This window comes from Streptomyces sp. NPDC048659 (assembly GCF_040650575.1).
In the GTDB taxonomy this organism is placed as follows: domain Bacteria; phylum Actinomycetota; class Actinomycetes; order Streptomycetales; family Streptomycetaceae; genus Streptomyces.
On sequence record NZ_JBEZHM010000011.1, the window covers coordinates 71,224 to 87,040 of the forward strand.

Below are 15,817 nucleotides of genomic sequence, written 5' to 3' on the forward strand. Positions count from 1 at the left end.
CGCGCCGACCTGAAGGTGCTGCACGTGATCACCGGCCTGGGCATCGGCGGCGCCGAGCAGCAGCTGCGGCTGCTGCTGCGCCATCTGCCGGTCCAGGGCCGGGTGGTGACGCTGACCAATCCGGGGGCGGTGGCCGAGGGGATCGAGGCCGACGGCACCCCGGTGACGCACCTCGGGATGACCGGCAACCGGGACCTCGGCGCGCTGCCGCGGCTCGCCCGGATCATCCGGCAGGGCGGCTACGACCTCGTGCACACCCACCTCTACCGGGCCTGCGTGTACGGCCGGGCCGCCGCGCGGCTCGCCGGGGTCCGCCCGGTCATCGCGACCGAGCACTCGCTGGGCGAGGCGCAGATCGAGGGCCGCCCGCTGTCGGCCGGGACCCGGGCGCTGTACCTGGCGTCCGAGCGGCTCGGCACCTCCACGGTCGCCGTCTCGCCGAGCGTCGCCCGGCGGCTGGCGGACTGGGGCGTGGCCCCGGCGCGGATCCGGGTGGTGCCGAACGGCATCGAGTCGGGCCGCTTCGCCTTCGACCCGGAGGCCCGGTCGCGGACCCGGGCGGCGCTCGGGCTGCCCGCCGACGCGTTCGTGGTGGGCGGGGTCGGCCGGCTGGCCCCCGGCAAGCGCTTCGACCGGCTGGTACGGGCGGTGGCCTCGGTCCCGGAGGCCCGGCTGCTGCTGGTCGGCGAGGGCGACCGGCGAGCCGAACTGCTGCGGCTGGCCGGGGAGTGCGGGGCGGCCGACCGGGTGCTGCTGCCGGGGGCGATCGCGGATCCGCCGGGGGGTGGGGTGGGCGGTGCGCTGTCCGGTCCTGCGGGCGGTGGGGCGGGCGGTGCGCTGTCCGGTCCGGCGGGCGGTCCTGCGGGCGGTGCGGCGGGCGGTCTGTCGGCCGACGCGGCAGGCGGTCCGGCGGCCGGTCTGTCGGCCGACGCGGCGGAGGGTGCCGCGGCCGGTGCCGCAGGTGGTTCCGTACGCGGTCCGGTCGGCGGTCCGGTCGGGGGGCGCCCCGATCTGCCCTCGCTGCTGGCCGCGATGGACGTGTTCGTGTCCACCTCCCCCGACGAGACCTTCGGGCTCGCGGTCGTCGAGGCGCTGGCGGCGGGGCTGCCGGTGCTGTACGTCGCCTGTCCCGCGGTCGACGACCTGCCGGCGGGCGCGGCGCCCGGCGCCCGCCGGATCGGCGAGTCCGTGCCCGAGCTGATCGGCGCGCTGCGCGAGCTGCGCGCCGCCGGGGCGGAGCGGCTGCCGCAGCCCGAGGCCGCCCGCCACTACGACATCGCGCACAGCGCCCGGAAGTTGCTGTCCCTCTACGACCAGGCCGTCCACGGCACCCCTCTTCCCGTGAAGTGAGAGCTGAGCACCATGACCACGAAGACCACGAACCCGCCACGTCCCGCGTTCCTCACCCCCGCCCGCTGGATGGTCCTGCCGGCCGCCGTGCTCGCCGGCGCGGCCCTCGGCGGCGGCTACGGCGCCCTGAAGACCCCGCAGTACGCGGCGACCAGCTACGTCATCGTCGTCCCCGCCGAGAAGTCCGACCCGGGGTCGGCGCTCGGCTTCGCCCAGGCGTACGGGCGGGTCGCCACCGACATCGCGGTGACGGGCGACGCGCAGGTGTGGGCGGGGGTGTCCGCGGACACGCTGCGCGCGAGCGTGCAGGCGGCGACCTCGCCGGACGCGCCGATGATCTCGATCACGGCCCGCTCGGCGAAGCCCGCGCAGGCCGTGTCGATGGCCGACGGCGTGGCCCGCGCGCTGGTCCTGGACAGCTCGCACGTCGCCTCCAACACGGGTGTGAAGGTCGTGCAGTTCTCCCGCGCGACCAAGCCGGTGTCGCCGGTGTCCCCGTCGGCGCCGCTGTCGGCGCTGGTCGGCGCGTGCGCGGGCGGGCTGCTGGGCGGGCTGGTGCTGCTGGTCCGGCCGAAGCGGGCCGCGCGAGCGGAGGCGCGCCACTCGCGGCAGGGCGCCGCCGTGCCGGGTCCCGCGATGGCGCAGCAGCCGGAACCGGAGGCGGTGTGAGCGGCAGATCCCTGTCCGCGGAGGTCTGCCGGGACCCGGCGGAGTTCGGCCGGCTCGGCCCCGAGTGGGCGGCGCTGTACGCCCGTTGCGCGACGGCCACCCCGTTCCAGTCGCACGCGTGGCTGCACTCCTGGTGGCTCTCGTACGGGCGGCCCGGCGCGCTGCGGGTGGTGCTGGTGCGGCGGGCGGACGGCACGCTGGTCGCGGCAGCGCCGCTGATGCGGGCCCCGGGGCCGCTGCCGGTGCTGACCCAGCTCGGCGGCACGATCACCGACTTCACGGACGTGCTCCTCGACGACGCCTGCCCGGACGCGGTGCCCGCGCTCGCGGCGGCGCTGGCGGGCGCGGCCCGGGGCGGGCTGATCGACCTGCGCGAGGTGCGGCCGGGCGCGGCGGCGGAGCGGGTCTTCGACGCGTGGCGCGGCCCCCGGCGGCGGCTCGCGGACTCGCTGTGCCTGGAGCTGCCCGCCGTACCGATGGAGGCCCTGCTGGAACGCATCCCGTCGGGCAAGGCCCAGCGGGTGCGGGCGAAGCTGCGGAAGCTGGACGCGCTCGGCATCGACGAGCGCATCGTGACGGCGCCGGAGGTCCCGGAGGCACTGGAGCGGCTGCTGACGCTGCACCAGCTCCAGTGGCGGGGGCGGGGGGTGACCGCCGAGCACACCAGCGAGCGGTTCGCCCAGCACCTGGCGCGGGCGGTGCGGCCGATGGTGGAGTGCGGGGACGCGATGGTCACCGAGTTCCGGCTGGCCGGGGACGTGGTGGCGGCCGACCTGACCCTGATGTCGCGGCGGCTCGCGGGCGGCTACCTGTACGGCGCGGACCCGGCGCTGCGGGCGCGCAAGGTGGACGTGGCGACGATGCTGCTGCGGCACGGGGCGCGGGAGACCAGCGCGAGCGGCCGGGCGACGCTGAGCATGCTGCGCGGCACCGAACCGTACAAGCACCACTGGCGCCCGGAGACCGTGCCCAACCAGCGGCTCATGCTGGGCGTACGGAGCGCGGCGCCGTTGCTGTGGCTGCGCGCGGGCGCGGCGGCGGGGCGGCGCTGGGCGGCCCGGCAGGCGCGGGAGCGGGAGTGGCTGGGCCGGGCGCTGAGCCGGCTGCCCGGCCGGACGCCGCACGGTGGCGGAGGATGAGCTCCACCGCCGTGCGGCGCCCGCGGCCGCGGGCAGGGGTCAGAAGGGCCAGACCCCCTTCAGCGCGCCCTTCCAGTCGACACCGAGGCCGTTGGCCCAGCCGCCGGTCCCGGACACGGACTCCTTCACGGTGCCCTGCACGGACTCCTTCACGGACTCCTTCACGGACTCCTTCACCGTGTCCTTCACGGTGTCCTTCCAGGACTCCTTCCAGGACCCCTTGGGGACGCAGACCGGCCCGCCGATCCAGCTCTCGACCCATGAACCGAGGTTCACGGTCCAGCAGTTGGGCTTCGGCTCCGGCTTCGGCTCCGGCTTCGGCTCGGGCTTGGGCTCGGGCTTCGGCTCCGGCTTCGGCTCCGGCTTCGGCTCCGGCTTCGGCTCCGGCTTGGGCTCGGGCTTCGGCTCCGGCTTCGGCTCCGGCTTCGGCTCCGGCTTCGGCTCCGGCTTCGGGACCGGGACCGTCGGGTCCGTCGGCTCGGTCGGATCCGTGGGCTTGGTCGGCACCGTGGGGTCGGTCGGCTTCGTCGGCACCGTGGGGTCCGTCGGCTTCGTCGGCACCGTCGGGTCGGTCGGCTTCGTCGGCACCGTCGGGTCGGTCGGCTTCGTCGGATCCGTCGGCTTCGTGGGCACCGTCGGCTTCGTCGGGACGGTCGGCTTCGTGGGCACCGTCGGCTTCGTCGGCACCGTCGGCTTGGTCGGCACCGTCGGGTCCGTGGGATGCGTCGGCTCGCTCGGCTCCGTCGGATCCGTCGGCTCGCTCGGCTCCGTCGGATCCGTCGGCTCGGTCGGCTCCGTCGGGACCTGGGGCTCGACCCCGTACAGCGCCTGCCGGAACACCTGCGACGACTTCGGATTGTCGTCGCACTGCCAGACGCCGTGCGGGCAGTAATCGGTGATCGTGTGATAAAGCGGCTTGTGCTGCCTCATCCATTCGAGCATCCGCCTCATGTACTCGGGGTTGTCTCCGTTCCGGAACAGACCCCATTCCGGATAGGAGATCCGCTTTCCGTGCTGGGCAGCGAAATCGACCTGCGCCTGGAGCCCGTAGGGCTCACTGACGTGCTGCTCGAAAGTCGAACCGGCCGGCTGGTCGTACGAATCCATGCCGACGATGTCGACCACGTCGTCGCCCGGGTAGCACTCGGTCCACGGAACGGCGTCCCGGCCCCGGCTCGGGTTGAAGTCGAAGCGGAAGGTCTGCCCCGGCACGGCGCGCATCGCGGTGACGATGCGGGTCCAGTACTTCTTCCAGGACGTCGGGTCCGGCCCGCACCGGCTGGTGTACGTCGTGCCGTTCATCTCCCAGCCGAGGACGACGACGGTGTCCGGGACCCCCAGGTCCACCAGCTTCTCGGCCAGCTTCCGGAAGTGGTGGTCGTAGTACCCCGCCGCGCCCAGCTGCAGCTGGCGGCGCACCTCGTAGTCGGAGACCCCGGCCTCGTTGCGCTCCAGCATCGGCACGTTGAGGACGAACAGGCGGTCGGTGCGCTGGTTGCGCCAGTCCGCCCAGGCGTCGAGGAAGCCGGTCGGGCCCTCGATGTTCGACCACAGGTCGCCGGGCAGGTAGGTGTGGCCGACCCGGAGCTCGTGGCCCCCGAGCCAGCGCTCCAGCTGGGCGATCCGGGCCACCCCGGTCGGGCCCGAGGCCAGGAAGGCGCCCATGGCACCCGACAGAGTCGGTTGGGGGTCCCGGGTCGTTACGGATTCGGCGGCGCGGGCGGGGGACGACAGCACGACGGAACCTGAGGCGAGGAGACCGGCGGTGAACACCCCCAACCACGTTCTCGAAGCCCGTCTCTTTCGGTTCGCCATGGCAGGTCCTTCTCTCTCACGCCGTTTGATGGTCCGTCAGTCTGATACTCCGAAAGTATTCCTAATGAGCCGACCGAGAACTCGGCTTGGATCTGATCAATAGTCCATTAGAGGATTCTTCATCCCCCAGTTGGGGCACCCCGAGACGAAGGACATGCCGTGCCGAGTTTTGACAGCCGCGTCCCCGCGGTCCTTGTGCGGCTCGACCCGAACCCTTTTCATCACGGCACGCTCGGCGCCGCGCGGTCTTTGGGACGGGCGGGCATCCCGGTCCACGCGGTGGTCGAATCGCTCTCCAGCCCGGTCGTCCGCTCCCGCTATCTGCTCGGCGCCCACGCCCGCCCCGCCGAGCCGTCCCCGGCCGAACTGACCCGGCTGCTGCTGCGGATCGCGGACCGGCTGCCCGGCGGCCCCGACCAGCCCGCCGTCCTGGTGCCCCTCGACGACATCACCGCCCTGTCGCTCGCCGAGTGCCGCCCCGAGCTCGCGGGCCGCTACCTGCTGCCCGAGCAGTCGCCGGAACAGCTGGCCAGGGTCGCCGACAAGGCCCAGCTCGCCGAGACCTGCCGGGCCCTGTCGCTCCCCCACCCCCGTACCGAACTGCCCACCAGCGCCGACGAGGCCGCCGCCATGGCCTGGTCGCTGGGGCTGCCGGTGATCGCCAAGTGGAGCCGGCCCTGGCTGCTGCCGCCCGGCGGCGGGCTGCGCAGCACCACGATCGTGGGCTCGCTCGCCGAGGTCCGGGAGCTGTACGCGCGCACCCCGCAGGCCGGCAGCCGGCTGCTGCTCCAGGAACTGCTGCCGGCCGGCCGCGACCTCGACTGGTTCTTCCACGGGTACGTGGACTCCGCCGGCGGCTGCGCGACCGGGGCGACCGGCCGCAAGGAACGCTCCTGGCCCGACGGCGCCGGGCTCACCGCCGTCGGCCGCTGGAGCGCGAACCCGGCCGTCGACACGATGGCCCGCGAACTGCTGGCCGCGCTCGGCTACCGGGGCGTGTGCGACCTGGACTTCCGGCTCGACCGGGCGACCGGCGCCTACCACCTGCTGGACTTCAACCCGCGCCCCGGCGCCCAGTTCCGGCTCTTCGCGGACCGGGACGGGCTCGACGTGGTCCGGGCGATGCACCTGGACCTCACCGGGCGGCAGGTCCCGGCGCACACCCCCGCGTTCGGGCGCCGCTTCGTCGTCGAGAACTACGCGGCCCTGTCCGTCCTCGCCTCCCCGCGCCGCCGGTACGCGGCCGAGCCGGGCGCCTCCCGGCGGCGCGGCGAACGGACCGAGACGGCCTGGTTCGCGGGCGACGACCTCGCGCCGGCCTTCGCGATGCTGCGGGCCTGGCTCTCCCACACCCTGCGCAAGGGCCTGCTGTCCCTGCGCCGGAGCCTGCGGGCCGGGCGCACCCGTCGCCCGGCCGACGAGCTGTCGTCCCCGCCGCCGTCGCGCGCGAGGTCCGGCCAGATGACCCAGCACTGACCGGACACCGGCGACGGGTCACCGGCGACCGACCGGCGACCGACCCCTCCCCGTACAACCGGTCACTTCCCACCCCTCTCCCTCTCCCTCTCCCTCTCCCTCTCCCTCTCCCTCTCACGGAACGACGAAGGCGGAACCACACGATGTACGACCTGGTGATTGTGGGCGCGGGACCCTACGGCCTGTCCGTGGCCGCCCACGCGGCGGCGCACGGGCTGAACCTGCGCGTCTTCGGACGCCCGATGGAGTCCTGGCACGCCATGCCCTCCGCGATGTTCCTCAAGTCCGAGCCGTGGGCCTCGCACCTCTCCGACCCCCGGGGCGCGTACGGGCTCGACGCCTACGCGGCCACCCAGGGCGTCCGCGCCGAGCACGGGGTGCCGCTGCCGGTCGGCTTCTTCGCCGCGTACGGCGACTGGTTCGCCCGCCAGGCGGTGCCGGAGCTCGACGAGCGGCTGATCTCCCGCGTCGCGCCCGGCCCGGACGGCGTGGGCTTCGAGCTGACCGCGGAGGACGGCGAGACGCTCCGGGCGCGCACGGTGGCGCTGGCCGTCGGCGTGCTCCCCTTCATGGAGGTCCCGGGCCCGCTGCGCGGACTGCCCCGCCGGTACGTGACCCACTCCAGCCACCACGGCGAGCTCGACACCTTCGCCGGCCGGGACGTCACCGTGATCGGCGCCGGGCAGGCGGCCCTGGAGACGGCCGCGATCCTCACCGAACAGGGCGCCGCGGTGCGCATCCTGGCCCGCTCCGACCGGCTGAACTGGAACACCGTGCCGCCCGCCCTGGACCGCGGCGCCTGGCGGTCGCTGCGCGCGCCGCACACGGGGCTCGGCTGCGGCTGGCAGAACCGGCTGTACGCGGACACCCCCGGGATCTTCCGGCGGCTGCCGGCCCCCACCCGCGAGCGGATCTTCGACTCGGCGCTCGGCCCGGCCGGCGCCTGGTGGCTGCGCGAGCGGTTCGCGGCTGTCGGGGACGTGCGGCTCGGGCAGCGGGTGACGGCGGCGACGGTGACGGCGGACGAGCGGCTGCGGCTCGACGTGGCGGGCCCGGACGGGACCGGCTCGGTGGAGACGGACCACGTCATCGCGGCGACCGGCTTCGTGCCGAGCCTGGACCGGGCGGACGTGCTCGCGCCCGCGCTGCGGGACGGGCTGCGCCGGGTCGGGGCGGGCGGGGCGCCCGAGGTGGGGGCGCAGTTCGAGTCCTCGATGCCGGGGCTGTTCCTGGCCGGACTGCTGACGGCCCCCTCGTACGGGCCCTCGATGCGCTTCGTGTTCGGCGCGGGCTACACGGCGGGCCGGCTGGTCAAGGGGGTGCGCCAGCGGCTGCGGGCGGGCGGCGGCCGGGTGGGCCGGCCGCGCTCGGGCGAGGAGCGGGCGGTGGCCGCGTCCCGCTGACGGACGAGGGCCGGCCCCGGGGAGCGTGGTGGACACTCCCCGGGGCCGGCCCCTTGCCGTACCCGAACGTCAGGCGTTGATGCAGGTGTTGAACGCGGCCGGGTTCAGCAGGCCGATGACGTTCACGCTGTTGCCGCAGACGTTGATCGGAACGTGGACCGGGACCTGGACCACGTTGCCCGAGAGGACGCCCGGCGAACCGACGGCGACACCCTCGGCACCGGCGTCGGCCATCGCCGGGGTAGCGGCGCCCAGGGCCATGATCAGACCGGCGACGACGGCGGCAGCCTTCTTACACTTCATTTCGTCTGGATCCTTTCCTACGGCGAAGACGGTTCTCCGCTGCACACTCCCCCAACGAATCCGTCGAGAAAAGGAAACCGACGCGGCGCCGGACGTGCGCGATTCACTCCAACGCTTCACACCGGAATGCGCGCATTCGGGTGTCCAGGTCTTCAATGCGGCCAGATCGGCGCCCGGGTGAGCCGTTCCCATTCACGGTCGGGGACGCCCGGCACCGCCCGTCCGGCCTGCATCCACTGCCTGGCCAGCGAGGAGTAGAGCGGGAAGGGTTCCCGGTCGGCCGGCTGCGGGTCGGCCACATATCGGCTCTTCGGAATGAAGGCCATCCGCTCCCATTTCCCGGGTTCGGGCGTCATATTCGCTCCTTCCGGTGTGGTCCCGGCATCATGGCACAGCCTCCGCAGCGGAGTGATTCGTCCTGTCCATGTCGCGTCGCGTACCTGTGTGCGAATGCGTCCGATTTAACGTTTCGCCATGAAATTCCCCCGCCCAGGACGCCTCGTGCTCCTGTCCACGGCCCTGGTCGCGCTCGCCACCGGTTCGCTGGCGCTGGCCCCCTCCGACCTGCCCTCCCCCACGTACGGCCTCAACCTGCTCGTGGTGGGCACCGACGTCCGCGCGGGAGTGACGGCCGAGGAGAAGGAGAGGTACCGGCTCGGCAGCGCCGAGTGCGCCTGCACCGACGTGATCATGCTGGTGCACGTCTCCGCGAAGAACGACCGGGTGAGCGTGGTGAGCCTGCCGCGCGACTCGCTCACCACCTTCCCCGCCGGCCATGTGGACCGGCGTACGGGCGAGGAGCACGACGCCCACCTCGCCAAGATCAACCACGCCTGGGCGGAGGGCGGCCCGGCGCTCGCCATCGAGATCGCGGAGGCCACGACCGGGGTCCCCGTACACCGCTATCTGGAGATCGACTTCCGGCGCTTCATGGACACCGTGAACCACTTCGACAAGGGCGTCCCCGTCTGTACGAAGACCCGGCTCAAGGACCCGGTGACCGGCATCGACCTGCGCGCCGGCACCACCCCGCTGCGCGGCGGACCGGCGCTCCAGTACGTCCGCTCCCGGCGCGCCGACGGCAAGATGGACTTCGGACGGATCCAGAAGCAGCAGCTCTTCGTCGCCAACGCGCTGCGCAACGTACGGGACGGCCTGCTGCGCGACCCGAAGGCGCTGCGGGCCCTGGCGGCGACCCTGCGGGGCACGGCGAAGGCCGAGCGCGGGATCTCGGTGCCGGAACTGGTGACGCTCGCGGGCCGGCTGCGGAACGTCACCCCGGCGCGCACCGAGTTCGCGACGGTGCCGATCGCCGGGTTCAACGAGGACGTCGAGGACGTGGGCTCCACCCTGGCCTGGGACGACGATCAGGCGACCGAGGTGTTCGGCGCCCTGCGCACCGACCGCCCGCTCCCGAAGGCGAAACCGAAGCCGACGAGCGACATCCCGCAGGGCCTGGGCGACTACAGACCGGTGAGGGGCGACAAACTGCTCTGCAAGTAAAAACCAAAAGGGGAGGAGGCCCTGAAACAGCCCTCCTCCCTCCCCCTCACCCCCGCAGGGCGCGGGCGAGCTGCGCCGGATCGGTCGTGGGCGCCTCGCAGGCGAAGTGCCGGCAGACGTACGCGGCGGCGGCCCCGCCCACCAGCGGACGGTCCTTGAGCAGCGGGAACTCCTCGCCGTCGGGCGGTCCGAAGGCGAACACCGCGCCGGGGGTGGTGGCATCGAGGGCGGTACGGCACAGGGCGCGGAAGGCGTCGTCGTCGCGGGCGCCGACGACGGCGATCTCGCGCGGCCCGTCGAGCAGCGCCTCCGAGACGGCGAGCCCCCAGCCGATGAAGCGGGGGGCGCGCGGGCCGAGCGCCTTGACCACGCCGAGGGCCCCTTCGGCGGCGGCGCGGTGGGGCGCGGAGCCGGTGTGCGCGGCGTACGAGAGCAGCGCCCCGGCGGCGGCGGTCCAGCCGGACGGGGTGGCGTTGTCGGTGGGGTCCTGGGGGCGCCGGATCAGCGGCTCGGCGTCGTGGGCGGTGTCGTAGAGCGCGCCGCCCTCGGCGGTGAACTGGTCGAGGACGATGTCGAGCAGGAAGCCGGCGAACTCCAGCCACACGCCCTCGCCGGTGACGGAGGCGAGCGCGAGGAAGCCCTCGGCGACGTCGGCGTAGTCCTCCAGCACCCCTGTGTTGCCGCCCGCGTGCCCGTCCTTGGAGGTACGGGTCAGCCGCGCGCCCTCGCCGAGGTGCAGCCGGACGAGCAGGTCGGCGGCTTCGGTGGCGCGCTCGACCAGGTCGGGGCGGTCGAGCAGGGCGCCGGTCTCGGCGAGCGCGGCGATGGCGAGGCCGTTCCAGGCGGCGACGATCTTGTCGTCGCGGCCGGGCCGGGCCCGCTCGTCCCGGGCGACGAGGAGCCGGTCCCGGATCCCGGCGATCCGCTCGGCGTCGGCGACGCCGGCGTCCTGGGGAAGCTGGAGCACGGAGGAGCCGTGCTCGAAGGTGCCCTCGTCGGTGACGCCGTAGTGGCGGGCGGCGTACGCGCCGTCCTCCTCGCCGAGCACGGCGACGAGCTGCGCGGGCGTCCAGGCGTAGTAGGCCCCCTCGACGTGCCGCCCGGTCCCGTCGTCGGAGTCGGCGTCGAGCGCGGAGGCGAAGCCGCCCTCGGGGGTGCGCAGTTCGCGGACCATGAAGTCGGCGGTCTCCAGGGCGACCCGACGCGCGAGCTCGCTGCCGGTGGCCCGCCACAGGTGCGCGTAGACCCGGCAGAGCAGGGCGTTGTCGTACAGCATCTTCTCGAAGTGCGGCACGACCCAGGCACGGTCCACGGCGTAGCGGGCGAAGCCGCCGCCGAGCTGGTCGTAGATACCGCCGCGGGCCATCGCGTCGCAGGTGTCGACGGCCATCTGGAGGGCGCCCTCGGCCCCCGTACGGGCGTGGTGGCGCAGCAGGAACTCCAGCACCATCGACGGCGGGAACTTGGGCGCGCCGCCGAAGCCGCCGTGCTTCGCGTCGTACTCGCGGGTGAGCCCGAGCAGCGCCTGCGACAGCTCGGCCTCCCCGGGCACCCCGTCGCCGCCGTACGCGAGGGAGCGCCCGGCGAGGTCCTTGACGATCCGCCCGGCGACCTCGGCGACCTCCTCGCGCCGCCCGCTCCACGCCTGCGCGACGCCTTCGAGGACCTCGGGGAAGGAGGGCATCCCGTGCCGGGGCTCGGGCGGGAAGTAGGTGCCGAAGTAGAACGGCTCGGCGTCGGGCGTGAGGAACACGGTCATCGGCCACCCGCCCTGCCCGGTCGCCGCCTGCACGGCCTCCATGTACACGGCGTCGACATCGGGCCGCTCCTCGCGGTCGACCTTCACAGCGACGAAGTGCTCGTTGACGATCGCGGCGATCCCGTCGTCCTCGAAGGACTCGTGGGCCATGACGTGACACCAGTGACAGGAGCTGTAGCCGACGCTGAGCAGGACGGGTACGTCGCGGCGCCGGGCCTCCTCGAACGCCTCCGCCGACCAGGGCCGCCAGTCGACGGGGTTGTCGGCGTGCTGGAGGAGGTAGGGGGAGGTCTCATGGGCCAGTCGGTTCGCCATGGGCCCATCCTCGCGCATCGGGGGGCGATACGGCGGAGCCCCGTCCGCGCGCCACGGGGGTGCGGGTGTCGTGGGTGGGGCAGGCATATGGGAAAGCGACCCCGTTCCTCGCAGGTCGAATGCGAGGAACGGGGTCGCTTCAGGCGAGAAGCTGGCGTCAGCCGCCGACGTTCCCGTTCTGGGAGAGGACCTCGCCCAGGATGTGCGACAGAGCGTCGTCGCCCTTCTGCTGCACGGAGTTCTGGGTGCAGGTCTGGTTCGAGATCGGGTTGCCCAGGACGTCCTGGACCGCGATCGGGACACCGATGAGGGCGCCGATCGGAACCTGGGCCTCGATCTTCTGCACGTCGAAGCAGTGCAGGACACCGCCGTTGATGAGGCCGAAGTTCGGGCTCATGTAGCCACCGGTGGAGTTGCTGCCGATGGACTGCTTCGACTGGTTGCCGATGATGTTGGCGCTGCCGCCGTCGTTGCCGGCAGCCATGGCCGTCGACGCACCCATGCCCACGACGGAGGCGGCAACCGCAGCGGTGGCAAGAACCTTCTTGATCACGAGATCTTCCTTCTTGAGCTCGATGGCCCGGAACTGCTCCGTGTTGACCGAAGCGACCTGATCAACTGCCTCGGGAGGGATTGGTTCCGGCGCGTCACCCGGACGCGGTATTCGGCACATGAACGCCATCGGACGGGAGCTCGTCGGGCAGCCGTTCGACTTGGCGGGGGCGGGGGCCGACTCCCCTGCAATCACGGGACGTTCGCACCGCTCCCTCGCGCCGACGGGCGTCCCGCAGGACACTTGTCCTCGGACAGTTCGGGCCGGAACTCCCGGCCGACGGAGGGGGACGCGGATGCGGGAAAGCCACCGGGCCGAGGCGGAGCGCCTGTGGGAGGAGGCCGTCGCGGCGGAGGTGCGGCGCTCCGGGGGCCGTGTCGACGGCGAGGCGCTGCGGGGACGCGGGCGGGCCGCGCTGGACGCGATCACGGCCCCGGCCGCCGGGGAGTACGCGGCCTATCTGGCGGCCGTCGAGGCGGGTGAGGGCGGGGCGGCCGTACCCATGGAGCTCGGTACGCCCGCGCTGGTCACCGCCGTCGCCGCCGTGGCCGCGGTCGGCGGGGACCTCGCGCTGGGCACCGCCGCCGGGACCGCCTTCGGCGCGGGCGCCGTCGTGGCGGTGGCGGGGGCGGCGGCCACGGCGCTGAAGGCGGGGGTGGAGCGGCGGGCGGCGGCGCACCGCAGGGCCGGGGACCTCGGCCGGCCGGGCGGCGCCGAGCAGTTGCGGCTGCGCTGGCTGACGGCGCTGGAGGTGCGGGGCGTGCGGCCGTTCCTGGAGCAGCAGCGGGTGCTGCTGGGCACGGCGGGGCAGCCGCCGCAGAAGGTGGTGGAGCGGCTGCGGGGCGCGGACCGGAGCGCGGCGGCCCGGCGGCGCAGCGTCCTTGAGCAGTCGTTCGGTCAGTTGCCGGACCCGGCGGGGGCGTTCGCCGGGCGGCGGGGCGAGCTGGGGCAGATCAGCAAGTGGGTGCAGGAGGGCCGGGCCGCGACGACGACGCGGCCGACGGTGGTGATGCTGCACGGGGCGCCGGGCTCGGGTCGTACGGCCCTGGCGGTGCGGGCGGCGCACGCGCTGCGGGACCAGTTCCGCGGGGCGTGCGTGGTGGATCTGCGGGGCGGCGGGACGCGGGGCGAGAAGCCGCTCGCCACCCGGGAGGCGCTGCTGCACCTGCTGAACCGGCTGGGGGCGCCGCGCGAGCAGTTGCTCTTCCGGGAGCGGGCCTCGGCGGAGCAGCAGGTGCGGCGGCTCGCGGAGCTGTACCACCAGCAGCTGACGGGGCTTCCGGTGACGGTGGTGCTGGACGACGCGGTGGACGCGGAGCAGGTGCGGACGCTGCTGCCGGAGCGCTCGGACAGCCTGGTGCTGGTGACCTGCCGCAAGCCGCTGGACCTGGGCGCGGACGTGCCGGCCTCGGTGCACGCGCTGCCGGTGTCGGCGCTGGACGAGGCGGCCGCGGAGGAGCTGCTGGGCGCGGCGGAGGGCGCCCGGGGGCCGTACGACGCGGAGGGCTTCGCGCGGACGCGGGAGCTGTGCGGGGGGCTGCCGCTGGCGCTGCGGGCGGCGGGGGCGCTGCTGGGCGGGCGCCCGGCGGGCACGGTGGCGGAGCTGCTGGGCGCGGCCGGGGCGGACGCGGGGCCGGTGGAGCGCGCGTTGACGGCCGGGTACGCGGCGCTCGACGAGGACGGGCGGCGGCTGTTGCGGCGGCTGCCGCTGGCGGGGCGGGCCTCGCTGGGGGCGGCCGCGGCGGGGGCGCTGCTGGGGGCGTCGGACGCGGAGGGCGCGAGGCTGCTGCGGGAGCTGGCCGGGGCGGGGCTGCTGGACCACGTGCGCGGGAAGCGGTTCCGGCTGCACGACGCGGTGCGCGGCTTCGCGGCGGCGCGGCTGGTCGAGGAGGAGGACCAGGCGGACATCGCGGCGGCGCAGGAGCGGCTGATCCGGGACTACGCGGAGCTGGCGGACACGGTGATCCGGATGGTCGACGGCAAGATGTCGACCCGGGTCAACCGGGTGGCGCGCTTCGGCGGGCACGGCTTCGGTTCGCTGGAGGCGGCGCTGCGCTGGCTGGACGAGGAGTCCAGTTTCATCACGGCGACGCTGCGGCACGCGGAGGGGGTGGACCAGCAGACGGTGCTGGACCTGCTGGGCGCGCTGTGCGACCACTGCCTGCTGCGCGGCGACCTGTACCGGCTGGGTGAGATCAACGAGCTGGCGGACGCGGTGGGGCAGGGGCTGCTGTCGCGTTCGGTGCAGTGGCGGACCGGTATCGCGGCCCGGCAGCTGGGCGAGCTGGACAAGGCCCGGACGACGCTGACCTCGGTCGTCTCGCTGTACCAGGAGGCGCACCAGGACGCGGGGGCGGCGCTGGCGCTGTGCTCGCTCGGCATCACCCTGCACCACCAGGGCAGCCTGCGGGAGGCCGCGGCCCGGCTGCGGGAGGCGCTGGCGCTGCAGGAGCCGGAGTCGCTGGCGGCGGACCGGGGCTGGACGCTGCACGCGCTGGCGGCGGTGGAGCGGGACCGGGGCGAGCTGGCGGAGGCGCTGGCGCTGCTGGACCGGGCGCTGGCGCTGCACCGGGAGAGCGAGTCGCTGCACGGCGAGGCGTGGGCGCACTTCCAGCGGGGCCAGGTGTGGCTGCGTACGGGCGAGGCGGAGCGGGCGGAGGAGGAGCTGCGGCTGGCGCTGGAGCAGTACGGGCGGACCCATGACGGGCGCGGGCAGGCGTGGGCGCTGACCCAGCTCGCCCGGGCGCGGCTGGTCGCGGGGGACCCGGCGGCGGCGATGGACGGGCTGCGGCAGGCGCTGGTCCGGCACCGGGAGCAGGAGGACGCGCGCGGCGAGGCGTGGACGCTGTACTACCTGGGGCACGCGCTGGAGGAGCGGGGCGAGCGGGACCAGGCGGTGCGGGAGCTGGAGCGGGCGCGGACGATGTTCTCGCGGATGCGGGACGTGTACGGGCTGGCGTGCGCCCGTCACCATTCGGGCCGGGTGACGCGGGACCAGCGGGCCGCGCAGACCGGCAACCTGCGTAATTCGGGCTTCGCCCGGCAGCTTCTGATGGACGCGCGCGCGGACTTCCACCGCGTCGGGGCGGCCCACGGGGAGGCGTGGACCTGCCTGGAGCTGGCGATCGTGGACGCGGGCAACGGGCGCGCGGCGCAGGCCCTGGACCTGTGCGGCGAGGCGGCGCGGCTCTTCGCCGGGTACGGCGACCGGCGCGGTGCCGACTGGGCCGCCTTCCTGCGCGTGACGCTCCTGCCGGACCCGGCGGCGGCCCGCGAGGAGCTGGCCGCCCTCGCCGCCGCCCGCCATCCGTCCCGCGACCCGCGCGTGGACGACTGCGCGGCGGCGTACGCCCACGTGCTGGACCGCGCCGCCTCCCCCGCCCCGGCCTGGGCGGCCTGGGACCTGGGGATGGTGCCGGGGCGCGGGGCCCGCGAGGTGATGGGGGTGGAGCCGGCCTGAGACGGGGCGGGCGCTGAGGTGAGTCCCGCCCGTAATCCTCGGGGCGCCGGAAGCGCCCCGAGGCGGGCCCCG

The 15,817-nt window shown here is 74.5% G+C and carries 11 protein-coding genes and 1 pseudogene; 7 read left to right on the forward strand and 5 right to left on the reverse strand.

Going from position 1 to position 15,817, the window contains the following annotated elements; translation table 11 throughout:
- Positions 1 to 9: 9 nt before the first annotated feature.
- From AB0C99_RS11565 to AB0C99_RS11575, 3 genes are read left to right on the forward strand one after another with little or no spacing between them, the layout of a single operon-like run.
- Positions 10 to 1,350 carry a glycosyltransferase gene (locus AB0C99_RS11565; protein WP_362473193.1) on the forward strand — a complete coding sequence of 447 codons (1,341 nt, stop codon included), beginning with the start codon at positions 10 to 12 and terminating at the stop codon, positions 1,348 to 1,350.
- Between the two features lie 12 nt (positions 1,351 to 1,362).
- Positions 1,363 to 2,019, forward strand: coding sequence for a lipopolysaccharide biosynthesis protein (locus AB0C99_RS11570; RefSeq protein ID WP_362472940.1), 657 nt, complete (start codon positions 1,363 to 1,365; stop codon positions 2,017 to 2,019).
- Positions 2,016 to 3,158, forward strand: coding sequence for a GNAT family N-acetyltransferase (locus tag AB0C99_RS11575; protein WP_362472943.1), 1,143 nt, complete (start codon positions 2,016 to 2,018; stop codon positions 3,156 to 3,158). The genes AB0C99_RS11570 and AB0C99_RS11575 overlap by 4 nt, the downstream gene beginning before the upstream one ends.
- Before the next feature lie 648 nt (positions 3,159 to 3,806).
- On the opposite strand, the pseudogene AB0C99_RS11580 reads toward AB0C99_RS11575, so the two are convergent.
- Positions 3,807 to 4,973 (reverse strand): annotated as a pseudogene (locus tag AB0C99_RS11580) (glycosyl hydrolase); the annotation flags it as partial.
- A 159-nt stretch (positions 4,974 to 5,132) separates the two neighbouring features.
- Here AB0C99_RS11580 and AB0C99_RS11585 point away from each other — a divergent pair.
- Together AB0C99_RS11585 and AB0C99_RS11590 are read left to right on the forward strand one after the other, a co-directional pair.
- The gene (locus tag AB0C99_RS11585) at positions 5,133 to 6,449 is read left to right on the forward strand and encodes an ATP-grasp domain-containing protein (protein WP_362472946.1); all 1,317 of its coding nucleotides are present in this window, start codon (positions 5,133 to 5,135) and stop codon (positions 6,447 to 6,449) included.
- A gap of 143 nt (positions 6,450 to 6,592) precedes the next feature.
- Positions 6,593 to 7,852 (forward strand): FAD-dependent oxidoreductase, encoded by a 1,260-nt coding sequence (locus AB0C99_RS11590; protein ID WP_362472948.1) that lies wholly within the window; start codon positions 6,593 to 6,595, stop codon positions 7,850 to 7,852.
- 69 nt (positions 7,853 to 7,921) lie between these two features.
- Here the strand turns inward: AB0C99_RS11590 and AB0C99_RS11595 are convergent, their stop codons facing one another.
- Both AB0C99_RS11595 and AB0C99_RS11600 read right to left on the reverse strand, forming a co-directional pair.
- Positions 7,922 to 8,113, reverse strand: a complete 192-nt coding sequence (locus tag AB0C99_RS11595; protein WP_362473195.1) for a chaplin — start codon at positions 8,111 to 8,113, stop codon at positions 7,922 to 7,924.
- Positions 8,114 to 8,307: 194 nt separating this feature from the next.
- Positions 8,308 to 8,511, reverse strand: coding sequence for a hypothetical protein (locus tag AB0C99_RS11600; RefSeq protein WP_362472951.1), 204 nt, complete (start codon positions 8,509 to 8,511; stop codon positions 8,308 to 8,310).
- 118 nt (positions 8,512 to 8,629) lie between these two features.
- On the opposite strand from AB0C99_RS11600, the gene AB0C99_RS11605 reads away from it, so the two are divergent.
- On the forward strand, positions 8,630 to 9,658 hold the full coding sequence (locus AB0C99_RS11605; RefSeq protein ID WP_362472954.1) for an LCP family protein: 1,029 nt from the start codon (positions 8,630 to 8,632) through the stop codon (positions 9,656 to 9,658).
- A gap of 46 nt (positions 9,659 to 9,704) precedes the next feature.
- Here AB0C99_RS11605 and AB0C99_RS11610 read toward each other — a convergent pair whose 3' ends face one another.
- Both AB0C99_RS11610 and AB0C99_RS11615 read right to left on the reverse strand, forming a co-directional pair.
- A complete protein-coding gene (locus AB0C99_RS11610) occupies positions 9,705 to 11,732 on the reverse strand; it encodes a thioredoxin domain-containing protein (protein WP_362472957.1) in 2,028 nt (675 codons plus the stop codon).
- A gap of 157 nt (positions 11,733 to 11,889) precedes the next feature.
- A complete protein-coding gene (locus tag AB0C99_RS11615; protein ID WP_362472959.1) occupies positions 11,890 to 12,285 on the reverse strand; it encodes a rodlin in 396 nt (131 codons plus the stop codon).
- Positions 12,286 to 12,580: 295 nt separating this feature from the next.
- On the opposite strand from AB0C99_RS11615, the gene AB0C99_RS11620 reads away from it, so the two are divergent.
- The gene (locus tag AB0C99_RS11620) at positions 12,581 to 15,745 is read left to right on the forward strand and encodes a tetratricopeptide repeat protein (protein ID WP_362472962.1); all 3,165 of its coding nucleotides are present in this window, start codon (positions 12,581 to 12,583) and stop codon (positions 15,743 to 15,745) included.
- Positions 15,746 to 15,817 lie beyond the last annotated feature (72 nt).

Bases quoted from the DNA above. Each gene is read 5' to 3' on its own strand.
- AB0C99_RS11600 (WP_362472951.1), bottom strand. From the start codon at position 8,511: ATGACGCCCGAACCCGGGAAATGGGAGCGGATGGCCTTCATTCCGAAG.
- AB0C99_RS11610 (WP_362472957.1), bottom strand. From the start codon at position 11,732: ATGGCGAACCGACTGGCCCATGAGACCTCCCCCTACCTCCTCCAGCAC.
- AB0C99_RS11570 (WP_362472940.1), top strand. From the start codon at position 1,363: ATGACCACGAAGACCACGAACCCGCCACGTCCCGCGTTCCTCACCCCC.
- AB0C99_RS11605 (WP_362472954.1), top strand. From the start codon at position 8,630: ATGAAATTCCCCCGCCCAGGACGCCTCGTGCTCCTGTCCACGGCCCTG.
- AB0C99_RS11595 (WP_362473195.1), bottom strand. From the start codon at position 8,113: ATGGCCCTGGGCGCCGCTACCCCGGCGATGGCCGACGCCGGTGCCGAG.
- AB0C99_RS11620 (WP_362472962.1), top strand. From the start codon at position 12,581: ATGCGGGAAAGCCACCGGGCCGAGGCGGAGCGCCTGTGGGAGGAGGCC.
- AB0C99_RS11590 (WP_362472948.1), top strand. From the start codon at position 6,593: ATGTACGACCTGGTGATTGTGGGCGCGGGACCCTACGGCCTGTCCGTG.